This is a genomic window from Streptomyces lydicamycinicus (genome assembly GCF_000829715.2).
Classification (GTDB): domain Bacteria; phylum Actinomycetota; class Actinomycetes; order Streptomycetales; family Streptomycetaceae; genus Streptomyces; species Streptomyces lydicamycinicus.
This window is the reverse complement of sequence record NZ_BBNO01000001.1, coordinates 1,101,178-1,114,040: the sequence shown is the minus strand read 5'-3', so window position 1 is coordinate 1,114,040 and position 12,863 is coordinate 1,101,178. Positions and strand designations below refer to the sequence as shown.

The window sequence follows — 12,863 nt, the reverse complement described above, 5'->3', positions numbered from 1 at the left end:
GTCACCAGCCGCTCAGACCTCGAGGACCTGGCGCTTGTTGTAGGTGCCGCAGCTCGGGCACGCGATGTGCTGCTGCTTCGGCTCGTGGCAGCGCTCGCACGCCACCAGGGTGGGGACCGCAGCCTTCCACTGCGACCGGCGGTGGCGCGTGTTGCTGCGCGACATCTTCCGCTTCGGAACAGCCACGGCTACTTCTCCTGCTTCTCGTCGACGCCCGCTTCGGCGCCGCCCATGTTGTCCTTCTCGCCGTCCTTGACGGTCCCGGCGAGTCCCTGCAGTGCCGCCCAACGGATGTCGACGGCGTCGTGGTGGTGGTCCGGGTCGTCCGCCAGCCGCACTCCGCAGTCGGAGCACAGGCCCGGGCAGTCGTCCTGGCACACCGGCTGCATCGGCAGTGCAAGCACCACCGCGTCTCGCAGCACGGGTTCGAGGTCGAACAGGTCGTCCTCGAGGAAGAGGGTGTCCTCCTCGTCCTCGGCGTCGTCGCCGGCGTCCTCATGGACCCGGGCATCGGCGTCGGGGTAGGCGAACATCTCCTGGAAGTCCGCGTCGAGCTCTCGCTCCAGCGGCTCCAGACACCTTACGCACTCCCCCTTGACGGTTGCACGGCCGGTGCCTGTGACAAGCACCCCGTCCATGACCGACTCCAGGCGGAGGCCGAGCTCGATCGGTGCGCCCTCGGGCACGCCGATGACCTCATTGCCGAGGTCCCGGGGAGCCTCGACGGAGCGGGAGACCCTCTTGAGCGCACCGGGACGCCGCCCCAGCTCGCGTGTGTCGAACACGAGAGGGGAACGGTGGTCGAGGCGGGCGTTGATGGCTTCCTGCTTTCTACGGGGTTTACGCGCCGCCCGCATTCCAGCGATGCGGGATTCGGGCAGCAGAGATCGCGGACATACGCGCGACCGAAGAGCCAGGATACTGGACGGGCCCCGATAGGCCCAATCCGCTACCGGCCGTCCCCCCGGCCCCGCGGGCGGCAGCGCCTACTGGCGCCCCTCCTCGTACGCCCGGAGCTGGTCCAGGTCGATCATGCTGGTGTCGAAGAGGCTGGTCTCGTCCAGCGCGCCCGGCTGGGCGGCGTGGCCGTGCGGGGCGTGCTGGGGCTGCTGGGGCACCTGCTGCTGGAGGTACGCCTGCGGGTCGTAGCCCTGCTGCTGGGCCTGCTGTTGCCAGTCGTAGCCATACGCATTCTGCTGCTGGGGGTCCTGGGCGTACGCCGCCTGCTGCGGCTGCTGATAGCCGTAGACGTCCTGCTGCTGCGGGTAGGCCGCGGGGTCGGTGTAGTAGCCCTGCTGCTGAAGCTGGGGCTGGAGGGGCTGCTGATGCTCCTGGGGCTGCTGCTGGGGTTGTGTCTGGGGCATCGGCGGCGCCTGGGGCGGCTGCGGGGGCTGCTCGGCGCCGATGTCCGCCAGGCCGGCCAGGTAGTCGGCGTCGGCCTGCGGATGGGCGGACTGCGGATCGCCCTGCGCCGCCAGATGGACGGCCAGCTCATCGATCGCGCGGGCGCCCTGGAGCTTGTCGCGGCCCCGGCCGACGGCCTCCAGCGTCTTGGTCAGCACGGCCTGGAACGCCCCGAACTTGGCGTCCACATAGGCGTCGGCGCGCTGCCTGAGGGTCTCCGGGTCGCCGCTGCGCTCCGGGGCCTCGGTGTCCTCGTAACCCTGCTCGTCGAGCCCCGGGCCACGGCCGAGCAGCTTCTCGCGGCCGCGGTCGACGGAACCGATGGTCTTGGTGAGCACGACCTCGAAGTTGGCGAGCTTGCTGTCGACGTAGTCGTCGGCCTCGGCGCGGATCTCCTCCGCCTCCCGGCGGGCCTCCGCCAGGATCCGGTCCGCCTCCTCCTGGGACTGCCGGGCGACCTCGGTGTCGGAGATCAGCGAGCCGCGCTGGGCGTGCGCGGTCTCGATGATCCGCTCAGCTTCCGCCCGCGCCTGCTCGACCATCTGCTCCCGCCCGCCGAGCAGCTCCTGCGCCTGTGCGAGGGAGCCCGGCAGCGCCGCGCGCACCTCTTCCAGCATGGCGAGGAGCTCGGCGCGGTTGACCACGCACGAGGCCGACATGGGCATGGACCGGGCACCGCCGACGGTCGCGACGATGTCGTCGAGCTTCTTCTGCACGTCCACCTTGGACTCGCCACTCTCTGAAGGGTTTTGAACGACGGGAACGGGACGACTGTACGTCCACCGGCCCTCCGCCCGACACCGGCCGACGCGCCGTCAGTCCGGCATCGCGCGCGGTGCGCCGGGGGCGCGGCTCAGCCCTTCTTCCGCAGGCGCTCGGTGAGGGCTTCGAGGACGAACGGCGGGACCAGGTGGGAGACATCGCCGCCCCAGGCGGCGACCTCCTTCACGAGGCTGGAGGAGAGGAAGCTGTAGGTCGGGTTGGTGGGGACGAAGAGCGTCTCCACACCGGACAGGCCGTTGTTCATCTGGGCCATCTGGAGCTCGTAGTCGAAGTCGCTGACGGCCCGCAGCCCCTTGACGATCGCGGGGATGTCACGCTGCTTGCAGAAGTCGACGAGCAGGCCGTGGAAGGCCTCGACCTCCACGTTGCCGTACTCGGCGGTGGCCCGGCGGATCAGGTCGATCCGCTCGTCGACCGTGAACAGCCCCTGCTTGGACTGGTTGATCATCACGGCGACATGGACCACGTCGTACAGCTTGGAGGCACGGGCGATGATGTCCAGGTGCCCGTTGGTGATGGGGTCGAACGACCCCGGACAGACGGCGCGGCGCAACTCGGTCTCCTCGCTCTCCGATCCGGTCATGACACGCTTGCTGACGTCGATTCGGCGGACGTCGAAGCGGCGCGACCGTACCAAAGCGTCCCTTCGCCGTAGCGACGGGCCTTAATCGCTTCAAATCCGTCCGGCCATGGGAATGTGCCGCCTCTGGTGCTGCGTTCCACGGTGACGAGTGCCTGCTCCGCAAACCAGCCCTGACCACGGAGTGTGAGCAGGATCTCGCAGAGTTCGGCGTCGGTGACCACGTAGGGCGGGTCCAGGAAGACGATGTCGTACGGCTCGCCCGGGGGCGGTGCCGCGGCGGTCTGCTCGGCCTTGCCGGCCCGGACCTCGACGCCGGGGAGGCCGACCGTACGGACGTTGTCCCGGATCGTGCGCACGGCGCGGGCATCGGCCTCCACCAGCAGGACGTGCGCGGCGCCGCGCGAGAGCGCCTCCAGGCCGACCGCGCCGGACCCGCCGTACAGATCGAGCACCCGGGCACCGGCCAGTGGCCCGTCGAGCGACTCCCAGGTGGAGAACATGCCCTCGCGCGCCCGGTCGGAGGTGGGGCGGGTGCCGTTTCCCGGTGGTACGGCCAGGCGGCGGCCGCCGGCCGTACCGGCGATCACGCGGGTCATGGGCCCGTCCTTACGTTGCGCGTGGTGGGTCTACTGAGGGGGAGCCGGGCAGGCTCCGCACCTCCACGATATTCCGTCAGCCGACGGCCGATGCCCGGCCGGAGCCTCCGGGGAGCGCGGCGGGCGGTGACCGATCTCACCTGCGGCGGGCCGCCGGGCCCGTCCGCCGGGCCTCTCCCGTCGCCGCGGCGGCGCTCATCCCTTGTCCAGATACTGCTCCCGTTCGTCGTCCAGCAGGGCGGACAGGGCGATCCGCAGCTCCGGATATCCGGCCAGCTCGGGGTCGGCGGCGACGAGTTCGGTGGCCTCGTCGCGGGCGGCCGCGATCACTTCCTCGTCGTCGATGACCGCGAGCATCCGCAGCGAGGAGCGGACGCCGGACTGTGCCTGGCCGAGGACATCGCCCTCACGGCGCTGTTCCAGGTCGATACGGGAGAGTTCGAAGCCGTCGAGGGTGCCGGCCACGGCGGCGAGCCGGGCGCGGGCCGGGCTGGCCTCGGGCATCTCGCTGACCAGCAGGCACAGGCCGGGGGCCGCGCCACGGCCGACCCGGCCGCGCAGCTGGTGCAGCTGGGAGACGCCGAAGCGGTCCGCGTCCATGATCACCATGGCGGTGGCGTTCGGGACGTTCACGCCGACCTCGATGACGGTCGTCGCGACCAGCACATCCAGCTCACCGGCCGCGAACCGGCGCATCACGTCGTCCTTGTCGTCCGGCGCCATCCGGCCGTGCAGCACCGCCACCCGCAGGCCGTCGAGCGGGCCCGTGGTGAGCTGGTCGGCGATGTCGAGCACCGCGAGCGGCGGCCGCTTCTCCGCCACGTCCTCCGGTGAACTCGCCTTGGCCGCCGCGCCCTTGGAGCCGGACGCGCCCTTCTTCGCTCCCTTGGGCGTGTCCTCCTCGTCGCCGATCCGGGGGCAGACCACATAGCCCTGGTGCCCGGCCGCCACCTCTTCGCGGACCCGCTCCCAGGCGCGCGCCAGGAAATGCGGCTTGTCCTTGGCGGGCACCACATGGCTGGCGATCGGTGAGCGTCCGGCGGGGAGCTGGTCCAGGACGGAGGTCTCCAGATCGCCGAAGACGGTCATGGCGACCGTGCGCGGAATCGGGGTCGCCGTCATCACCAGCAGATGCGGTGGCTGTTTGCCCTTGCCGCGCAGGGCGTCCCGCTGCTCGACACCGAAGCGGTGCTGTTCGTCGACGACGACCAGCCCCAGGTCGTGGAACTGCACCTTGTCCTCGATCAGGGCATGGGTGCCGACGACGATCCCGGCCTCGCCGGTGACCAGATCGAGCAGCGCCTGGCGGCGGGCGGCGGCGCCCATGGAGCCGGTCAGCAGCACCACCTTGGTGCCGCGCTCCGCGCCGCCGAGCATCCCGCCCTCGGCCAGCTCCCCCATCATCTCGGTGATCGAGCGGTGGTGCTGCTGGGCCAGGACCTCGGTCGGCGCCAGCATCGCGGCCTGGCCGCCGCTGTCGACCACGCCGAGCATGGCGCGCAGCGCGACCATGGTGTTGTGCGTGACGGTGAAGTGGTCGGTCACATAGGCGTGGTCGGGGTGCGCGACGCTGATGCACTGGACGGGTTTGCGGCCGACGTACTCGATGGCCTCGATGGTGCGGCGGAAGCCGGCGCCGTCCTCCGGGTGTCCGTCGGACGCGCCCGGCACCGCACGCTCGGGGGCCCGGTCGCGGAAGAGCGGATACGCGTCCGGCAGCGCCACCAAGACGTCGTACGCGCCGTCCCGTACGGGGCCGAGCCGGGCACGGCCGCCCAGGGAACGCACCAGCCAGGCGAGGTCACCGGCCAGGGGAGCGGCCGCCGCGCGGTACACCGCGGCGCCCCCCGCGGGCTGCCCACCGGCGTCCATCAGGCCCTGCACCACGGCCAGCCGGTCCTTGAGGGGGGCGTTGCGGTAGGCGTCCGGGACCCGGTCCGCCGGGCGGGCGCCGCCGTCGCCGAGCGCCCTGCCCACCTCGTAGGGGTCGAGCGGCCGGGCCTCACCACCGTCCAGATCCACCGGGGCCGCCGGCGCGATGGACCACCGGGGCCGGCCGTCGGCGCCCAGCAGATCGCCGCGCAGTGCGCGGGTCGTCAGCACCCGCTCCCCCGTACCGCGGGCGCCGACGATCCACAGATGCTCGTCGTCGCACTCGACGGTGCTCCCGTCGGACAGCACCAGGCGCCACACCTCCCGCTCCCCCTGCGGGAAGACGCCGTCCACCACGGCGAGGTCGCCGCTGGGCACCACCACTTCGGTGCCGACGGACATCTCCCCCATGGGCCGGAAGCCGCGCGGCGTCAGTACCAGGGCGTCCAGGGGCTGCGCCTTGCCTGAGCCCACCTCGCCCTGGAGGAGACGGTGCATGGGGTGCTCGGTCGCCAGGTCGTCGAAGATCTCCCGGCTGACCTTCTGCTGGCCGTCGGTGAGCGTGAAGGGCAGCTTGGCGTCGAACGCGTCGAGGAGGCCGTCCTTGACCAACCGCCTTGCCACGGCGGGGAGTTGGGTCTCGGCGCGGCGGCGCCGGGCCAGCGCGACCTGGAGGACGAACGCCTCGTCCCACTTCAGCCGGGACCGCGCATCGGCGATATCGGCCTTGGTGGCCGGCCGGTGGATCTTCAGCAGCGCCTCGGTGAGCGGGACGAGCGCCCGGCCGTCGCGCAGCGCCTCCGGCAGCGGGTCGACGGCGTCCTGCGCACTGGGCAGCACCGCGTCGACCGCCTTGGCGATCTTCCAGGACGCCATCTGCTGGCAGGCCGGGTAGATCGGCATGAGCTGGTTGGCGAAGGCGCTGACCGCGTCGGCGCCGTCGTCGGCCGTGCGGTCGAGGAGCTCGTATTCCGGGTGGGCGAGCTGGAGTTTGTGGTGGAAGACCGACACCTTGCCGGCGAACATCGCGCGGCGCCCCGGGAGCAGGTCCTTGTGGGGCTTGTGAATGCCCTTGCCGAAGAAGACCAGCCGGAGCCGGCCGCTGCCGTCGGTGAGCGTCACTTCGAGGCGCTGGCCCCGGCCGCCGTTGAATTTCAGCACCCGGGCGTCCGCGACCTGCGCGACGACCGTGACGTGCTCGTCCAGCGGGAGGTCGGCGAGGCGGGTCAGTTCGCCGCGCTCCGCATAGCGGCGCGGATAGTGGTGCAACAGGTCGCCGACCGTATGCAGGTCGAGATGCTCGGCCAGCACCTTCGCGGTGGTGCCACCGAGGATTTTCTTCAGGGGTTCGTCGAGCGCTGCCACGCATCCATTGCACACCACGCCTGTGACAATCGCGGTTCACTCACCGGTCCGGTGCGCTCACTCCACGCCGATGAGCAGCGGCGCCGCGTGCTGGCCGCCGTCGTAGACGACCGTGTCCACGGCGAGATGGCGCGCGCGGACATGCCGCTCCAGCCGCTCGGCGAGCCCGTCGGGCGCGTCCGCGCCGAGGACCAGGGTGACCATCTCGCCGCCCGCGGACAGCATCCGGTCGAGCACGGCCGTCGCGATGCGGGTGAGGTCGGAGCCGATCACCACGACATCGCCGTCGATCAGGCCGAGCACGTCCCCGGCCTGGCAGACACCGGCCATCGTCCACGACTGCCGCTCGGCGATGGCCAGCTCGGCGTAGCGGGTGGCGCCGGCGGCCGCGGTCATCGCGACCACGTCCTCGTCGAAGCTGCGTCCCGGTTCGTGCACGGCCAGCGCCGCGATGCCCTGGACGGCGGAGCGGGTGGGGATGAGCGCGACCCGTACGCCTTCGGTGCGGGCCTGCTCGGCGGCGGCCGCCGCGGTGTGCCGCAGGTCGGCGTCGTTCGGCAGCAGCATCACCTCGCGGGCGTGCGCCTGCCGGATCGCCTGCACCAGTTCGCCGCTGGCGGGAGGCTCCCCGGGGCGTACGGCGACCGGCGTCGCGCCGGCCTCCGCACAGAGTCCGGCGAGCCCGGCGCCCGGTACCACCGCGACCACGGCGCGCGCCGTCATGGCGGGCTCCTTGGCGCGGGTGACGCCGCCGAAGTGCGTGATGCGGACCCGGTACGGACGGCCCGCCTCGATGCCGGCCTCCACAGCGGCGCCCGCGTCGTCGACATGGACATGGACGTTCCACAGGCCGTCGCCGCCGACCACCACCAGGGAGTCGCCGAGCCCGTCGAGGCGGGTCCGCAGCCGCGCGACCGCCGCGTCCTCGGCCTCCAGCAGGTAGATCACTTCGAAGGCGGGCCCCTCCGGGTCGCCGCGGCCGTCCGTGGCCACCCGGGCCGCCACCTCGCAGCCGGCCGCCTCGGGGAGCGGCGCGTCGGCCCGTACGGCGACCGGGGTCGCCGAGACCTCCCCGGACAGCGCGTCGGCGAGCGCCCCCAGCAGCGCCACCAGGCCGCAGCCGCCGGCGTCCACCACACCGGCCCGGCCGAGGACCGCGAGCTGCCCCGGGGTGGCCTGGAGCGCGATGCGGGCGCCCTCGTGGGCGGCGCGGGCGACCTCGGCGGCTTCGGCCCCGGCCTCCCCGGCGGCCCGCTCCGCGGCCTCGGCGGCGGCGGTCGCGACCGTCAGGACGGTGCCCTCCACGGGGTGGGCGACGGCCTCGTACGTCGATGCCGCGGCCCGGCGCAGCGCCTGCCGCAGCGCGTCGGCCGAACCGTCGCCGGCCGCCAGCACCTCCGTCATCCCGCGCAGCAGCTGCGCCACGATCGTGCCGGAGTTGCCCCGCGCCCCGATGAGCGCCCCATGGGCCATGGCGCCGATGGCGTCGGCGAGGCAGGGTGCGGTGCCGGCCGAGGTGTGCCCGTCGAAGGCGGCCTCGACCGCGCGGGCGGCCGATTCGAGCGTCAGATAGAGGTTGGTGCCGGTGTCGCCGTCGGCCACCGGGTAGACGTTGATGGCGTCGATCCGCTCGCGTTCCCGGCCGAGCGCCTCCAGAGCCAGCCCGCACCAGGAGCGGACCGCGGCGGCGTCGAGCGGGTACGGCACGTCGTCCTCCTGGGTCACGGGATGCACCGCACAGTAGCCGCGCTCCGACAGGGCGGCCGGGGCGGGGGGCCGGGGGGTGCGTGATAGTTTCGTTCTACGGGAGCGGTCGTTGTATGCTGCTCCGGTTGCCCGATGAGAATCGGGCCATTCCTCTCCTGACGGTGCCGGTCGGGCAATGCACTCGGCTCGTCGGGATTTCACCGTAAGTGCATCTGAAGTCTTTGGAGTGACCCGTGGCTGCCAACTGCGACGTCTGCGGCAAGGGGCCGGGCTTCGGCAAGAGTGTCTCGCACTCGCATCGCCGCACCAACCGTCGTTGGAACCCCAACATCCAGACGGTGCGTGCAGTGATCGGGCGCACGCCGAAGAAGCTGAACGCCTGCACCTCGTGCATCAAGGCCGGCAAGGTCTCGCGCTGACGTCTAAGCCGTAGCGCAGCCCAGCCGGTTGCTTGTGAAGCCGGTCCACCTTCGGGTGGGCCGGCTTTTGCCGTTCCCGGGGACGGGCGCGATCACGGCGGCGGCCGGCCGCCGCCACCGCCGGGAGCCCGGTCAGTGCGCGCCGCGCAGGCGCCAGCCGTGGTCGACGGGACCGATGCCCGCGCCGAGCCGGAAGCCGGCCGCGAGGGCGCCGGTGACGTAGTCCTTCGCCGCCATGGCGGCCTGCGGGACGGTGTCCCCCTTGGCGAGCTGCGCGGCCAGCGCGCTGGCGAGGGTGCAGCCGGTGCCGTGGGTGTGCCGGTTGTCGTGCCGGGGCGCGCGCAGCCAGTGCTCCTCGGTGCCGTCGGTGAGCAGATCGACGGCGCTGTCGCCGGAGCCGTCGCCGGCCGTCAGATGGCCGCCCTTGATGAGCGCCCAGCGCGGTCCGAAGTCCAGGATCGCGGCGGCCGCCCGCCGCATGTCGGCCTCCCCCTCGACCCGTAGACCGGTCAGCTGGGCGACCTCGTCCAGGTTGGGGGTGGCGACGGTGGCCGTCGGCAGCAGGGCGCCGCGGACCGCGTCCAGCGCACTGTCGGCGAGCAGCGCATCGCCGTGCTTGGAGACCCCTACGGGGTCGATGACGACCGGGACCCGCAGGTCGGCGAGCAGTTCGGCGACGGTTTCCACGAGTTCGGCCGAGGAGAGCATTCCGGTCTTCACCGCCTGCACGCCGATGTCGTCGACGACGCTGCGGAACTGGGCCCGTACGGCCTCGGCGGGCAGCTCCCACGCGCCCTGCACGCCCAGGGAGTTCTGCGCGGTGACGGCGGTGACCACGCTCATGCCGTGGGTGCCGAGCGCCAGCATCGTCTTCAGGTCGGCCTGGATGCCCGCGCCGCCGCCGGAGTCGGAGCCGGCGACGGTCAGGACGCGTGGAGGTATGTGCATACCGCCGAATCTACTCGGCGGCACCCCGCGGTCCTGCGGGCGCCCGGATCGGGCCGCCCGTATCCCGCACGAACTAGTCGGCGTCCCCGTTGTCACCGAAGTGGTCCCAGCCGGCCTTCACCCACGGGGCGCCGTCCACCGTCACCTGGGGCAGCGCGGAGGGGTGGAGCACCTCGCCGATGACCTTCCACCGGGCGGGCAGCTTCACGTCGGGCGGGAAGGTGGCCACGATCGCGTGATCTTCACCGCCGTTGAGCACCCACTGCATCGGGTCCACGCCGACGGCGGTGCCGATGTCGGACATCTGCGTGGGGATGTCGATGCCCGCGGACCGCAGATCGATCCGGACCTTGCTGGCCTCGGCGATGTGCCCGAGGTCGGCGACCAGCCCGTCGCTGACGTCCGTCATGGCGGTGGCGCCGAGTCCGGCCGCCGCCGGGCCCGCGTGGTACGGCGGCTCGGGACGGCGGTGGGCCTCCACGAAGGCGCGCGGCGAGCGGAAACCGCGGGAGAGGACGGCGTGCCCGGCGGCGGACCAGCCGAGCCAGCCGGTCACCGCGACCACGTCACCGGGCTGGGCACCGGCCCGGGTGACCGGCTCCTGGTTGCGCAGATCGCCGAGCGCGGTGATGGCGACGGTGATGGTCTCGCCACGTACGACGTCCCCGCCCACCACCGCGGCGCCCGCCACCTGGCATTCGTCGCGCAGCCCGTCCATCAGCTCGGTCGGCCAGGTCGCGGGGAGGTCCGCGGGGACGACCAGGCCGAGCAGGATCGCGGTGGGCACCGCGCCCATCGCCGCGATGTCGGCGAGGTTCTGCGCGGCGGCCTTGCGGCCGACGTCGTAGGCGGTGGACCAGTCGCGCCTGAAGTGCCGGCCTTCCAGGAGGATGTCGGTGCTGGCGACCACCCTCCGGTCCGGCGCGGTGACCACCGCGGCGTCGTCACCCGGCCCGATCCTTACGGCCGGAGTGGAGGTGAGCCGGGAGGTGAGCTCCCTGATCAGCCCGAACTCCCCCAGCTCGCCCACGGTGCCCTTCATGCTGTTGCCCTTCCCATGTGTACGGACGGTCCGTACGTGGCTGACGACTGTGCCGCACTTGCCGAGTTCACCGCGCGGGTCTCCCCGCTCCGCACGGTGACGCGGTACCGTGGCGTCCCTTCTTCCCACATGATCCTCGTAGCCGCCCTGGAGGTTCCGTGGTACAGGCCTACATCCTGATCCAGACCGAGGTCGGCAAGGCCTCGGCGGTAGCTGAGGTGATCTCCAAGATCCAAGGCGTGCTTCAGGCCGAGGACGTGACCGGGCCCTATGACGTCATCGTGCGCGCCGAGGCCGGCACCGTCGACGAGCTGGGCCGCATGGTGGTCGCGAAGGTCCAGCAAGTGGAAGGCATCACCCGCACCCTTACCTGCCCGGTCGTGCATCTCTAGCTCCCCGTATCCTCGGCCGGGTGATCTCTGCGCGCCGTCGGCACCTGGCCCTGCCCGCGCTCACCGTGCTGTTCGCCGCGGTGAGCTGTTCCCCTTCCGAGGACGTGGCCGTCCCCTCCCCCAAGGGTGCGGCTGCGCGGTACTGCACGGCGCTCCACGAGAAGTTGCCGCAGACCGTGGACGGGCTGAAGCGGGCCACCGCCGAGCCGGTCTCCGACTTCACTGCCATGTGGGGCGATCCTGCCGTGAAACTGCGCTGCGGGGTACCGAAGCCCGACGTCCTGACGCACGGGAGTGAACATTACAACCCCTACGCCGACGCGGCGGAAGTCAACGGGGTCAGATGGCTCTTCGAGAAGCAGGACGACGGGTATCGCTTCACGACCGTGCTGCGCAAGGCCTATGTCGAGGTGACCGTGCCCGGGAAGTACGCCCCCGAGGTCGATGCGCTCACCGACCTCGCGGGCGCCGTGAAGAAGACCGTTCCCGTAGGGGTCTAGGGGGAGACACCCCCCAGGGGGTGTGAGCGTCCGGCGCCGGGGCAGGCCTGGACCGGCCCCGGGAACCGGCCTGGCTCAGCGCAGCCCCGTGGAGCGGTGCAGCGCGGCCTGGAGCAGCCGGTCGATCAGCTCCGGGTAGCTCACTCCGCTCTCCTGCCACATCCGCGGGTACATCGAGATGGGCGTGAATCCGGGCAGCGTGTTGATCTCGTTGATCACGAACTCGCCGTTGTCCTGGAGGAAGAAGTCCGCGCGCACCAGGCCCTCGCAGGACGCCGCGTCGAAGGCCGCGACCGCCAGTTCCTGGACCTTCGCGGTCTGCTCGGCGGTCAGCGGCGCCGGCACGATCCCGTCGGCCGAGTCGATGTACTTGGCCTCGAAGTCGTAGAAGTCGTGCGCGGTGACCGGCGGGATCTCGGCCGGCACGCTGGCCCGCGGGCCGTCCTCGAACTCCAGCACCCCGCACTCGATCTCGCGGCCGCGCAGCAGCGACTCCACCAGGATCTTGGGGTCGTGCCGGCGGGCCTCCTCGATCGCCTCGTCCAGGCCGCCGAGGTCGTCGACCTTGGTGATGCCCATGGATGAGCCGGCCCGCGCGGGCTTCACGAAGAGCGGCCAGCCGTGCTCCGCGGCGAAGTCCACGATCTTCCGGCGGGCGGCCGCCGGGTCCTTCTCCCACTCCCGGGGGCGGATGACCTCGTACGGGCCGACCGGCAGCCCGAAGGAGGTGAACACCCGCTTCATGTAGTCCTTGTCCTGGCCGACGGCGGAGGCGAGCACGCCCGAACCGACGTAGGGCACCCCGGAGAGCTCCAGCAGACCCTGGAGGGTGCCGTCCTCCCCGTAGGGGCCGTGCAGGACGGGGAAGACGACGTCGACCTCGCCGAGCGCCTTGGGCACCGAGCCCGGCTCGCTGTAGACGACCTCGCGGTTGGTCGGGTCGACGGGGAGCACCACGGCGCCCTCGGCGGACTCGGTGAGCGCCGCCACGGTGGGCAGCTGCCGGTCCGCGATGGCCATCCGCTCGGGGTCGTCGGCGGTCAGCGCCCAGCGGCCGTCCGTGGTGATGCCGATGGGCAGCACGTCGTACTTCTCGCGGTCGATGGCGCGCAGCACGGCGCCGGCCGTGAGCACGGAGATCGCGTGCTCGGAGCTGCGGCCGCCGAACACGACGGCGACGCGGGGCTTGTGGTGGGAGGTCTCGCTGCTCATATCGGGTTGAGGGTACCTGCTGACCGGCACGGAGTCAGTG

General features: G+C 72.1%; 13 protein-coding genes. 3 read left to right on the top strand and 10 right to left on the bottom strand.

Annotated elements, in window-relative coordinates; all coding sequences use genetic code 11:
- Positions 1 to 12 precede the first annotated feature (12 nt).
- The 7 genes from rpmF to TU31_RS04785 all read right to left on the bottom strand — a co-directional run bounded on the left by rpmF (position 13) and on the right by TU31_RS04785 (position 8,328).
- Positions 13 to 186, bottom strand: coding sequence for a 50S ribosomal protein L32 (rpmF, locus tag TU31_RS04815; RefSeq protein WP_003951102.1), 174 nt, complete (start codon positions 184 to 186; stop codon positions 13 to 15).
- Between the two features lie 2 nt (positions 187 to 188).
- Positions 189 to 857: a YceD family protein gene (locus TU31_RS04810; protein WP_042149293.1), complete on the bottom strand. Its 669-nt coding sequence runs from the start codon at positions 855 to 857 to the stop codon at positions 189 to 191.
- A 129-nt stretch (positions 858 to 986) separates the two neighbouring features.
- Positions 987 to 2,126 (bottom strand): F0F1 ATP synthase subunit B, encoded by a 1,140-nt coding sequence (locus TU31_RS04805; RefSeq protein WP_042149289.1) that lies wholly within the window; start codon positions 2,124 to 2,126, stop codon positions 987 to 989.
- A gap of 131 nt (positions 2,127 to 2,257) precedes the next feature.
- Positions 2,258 to 2,770 (bottom strand): pantetheine-phosphate adenylyltransferase, encoded by a 513-nt coding sequence (gene coaD, locus TU31_RS04800; RefSeq protein WP_042149286.1) that lies wholly within the window; start codon positions 2,768 to 2,770, stop codon positions 2,258 to 2,260.
- A complete protein-coding gene (gene rsmD / locus TU31_RS04795; RefSeq protein WP_042149284.1) occupies positions 2,767 to 3,366 on the bottom strand; it encodes a 16S rRNA (guanine(966)-N(2))-methyltransferase RsmD in 600 nt (199 codons plus the stop codon). The genes coaD and rsmD overlap by 4 nt, the downstream gene beginning before the upstream one ends.
- A 195-nt stretch (positions 3,367 to 3,561) precedes the next feature.
- On the bottom strand, positions 3,562 to 6,603 hold the full coding sequence (locus TU31_RS04790) for a helicase-related protein (RefSeq protein WP_042149283.1): 3,042 nt from the start codon (positions 6,601 to 6,603) through the stop codon (positions 3,562 to 3,564).
- A gap of 57 nt (positions 6,604 to 6,660) precedes the next feature.
- Positions 6,661 to 8,328, bottom strand: a complete 1,668-nt coding sequence (locus TU31_RS04785) for a DAK2 domain-containing protein (RefSeq protein ID WP_042149994.1) — start codon at positions 8,326 to 8,328, stop codon at positions 6,661 to 6,663.
- Positions 8,329 to 8,543: 215 nt separating this feature from the next.
- On the opposite strand from TU31_RS04785, the gene rpmB reads away from it, so the two are divergent.
- Positions 8,544 to 8,729 carry a 50S ribosomal protein L28 gene (gene rpmB, locus TU31_RS04780; RefSeq protein WP_006602870.1) on the top strand — a complete coding sequence of 62 codons (186 nt, stop codon included), beginning with the start codon at positions 8,544 to 8,546 and terminating at the stop codon, positions 8,727 to 8,729.
- Positions 8,730 to 8,861: 132 nt separating this feature from the next.
- Here rpmB and thiD read toward each other — a convergent pair whose 3' ends face one another.
- Complete coding sequence (gene thiD / locus TU31_RS04775; protein WP_042149281.1) at positions 8,862 to 9,677, bottom strand: bifunctional hydroxymethylpyrimidine kinase/phosphomethylpyrimidine kinase; 816 nt, start codon at positions 9,675 to 9,677, stop codon at positions 8,862 to 8,864.
- A gap of 73 nt (positions 9,678 to 9,750) precedes the next feature.
- Positions 9,751 to 10,719 carry a thiamine-phosphate kinase gene (locus TU31_RS04770; RefSeq protein WP_042149279.1) on the bottom strand — a complete coding sequence of 323 codons (969 nt, stop codon included), beginning with the start codon at positions 10,717 to 10,719 and terminating at the stop codon, positions 9,751 to 9,753.
- Between the two features lie 158 nt (positions 10,720 to 10,877).
- Between TU31_RS04770 and TU31_RS04765 the strand changes: the two genes are divergently transcribed.
- Together TU31_RS04765 and TU31_RS04760 are read left to right on the top strand one after the other, a co-directional pair.
- Positions 10,878 to 11,111 (top strand): Lrp/AsnC ligand binding domain-containing protein, encoded by a 234-nt coding sequence (locus TU31_RS04765; RefSeq protein WP_042149276.1) that lies wholly within the window; start codon positions 10,878 to 10,880, stop codon positions 11,109 to 11,111.
- A gap of 20 nt (positions 11,112 to 11,131) precedes the next feature.
- Positions 11,132 to 11,611 (top strand): DUF3515 domain-containing protein, encoded by a 480-nt coding sequence (locus TU31_RS04760; RefSeq protein ID WP_078885537.1) that lies wholly within the window; start codon positions 11,132 to 11,134, stop codon positions 11,609 to 11,611.
- A gap of 75 nt (positions 11,612 to 11,686) precedes the next feature.
- Here TU31_RS04760 and TU31_RS04755 read toward each other — a convergent pair whose 3' ends face one another.
- Positions 11,687 to 12,823 carry a D-alanine--D-alanine ligase family protein gene (locus tag TU31_RS04755; protein ID WP_042149270.1) on the bottom strand — a complete coding sequence of 379 codons (1,137 nt, stop codon included), beginning with the start codon at positions 12,821 to 12,823 and terminating at the stop codon, positions 11,687 to 11,689.
- Positions 12,824 to 12,863: the final 40 nt, after the last annotated feature.

Bases quoted from the DNA above. Each gene is read 5' to 3' on its own strand.
- rsmD (WP_042149284.1), bottom strand. From the start codon at position 3,366: ATGACCCGCGTGATCGCCGGTACGGCCGGCGGCCGCCGCCTGGCCGTA.
- TU31_RS04755 (WP_042149270.1), bottom strand. From the start codon at position 12,823: ATGAGCAGCGAGACCTCCCACCACAAGCCCCGCGTCGCCGTCGTGTTC.
- TU31_RS04810 (WP_042149293.1), bottom strand. From the start codon at position 857: ATGCGGGCGGCGCGTAAACCCCGTAGAAAGCAGGAAGCCATCAACGCC.
- TU31_RS04770 (WP_042149279.1), bottom strand. From the start codon at position 10,719: ATGAAGGGCACCGTGGGCGAGCTGGGGGAGTTCGGGCTGATCAGGGAG.
- thiD (WP_042149281.1), bottom strand. From the start codon at position 9,677: ATGCACATACCTCCACGCGTCCTGACCGTCGCCGGCTCCGACTCCGGC.
- coaD (WP_042149286.1), bottom strand. From the start codon at position 2,770: ATGACCGGATCGGAGAGCGAGGAGACCGAGTTGCGCCGCGCCGTCTGT.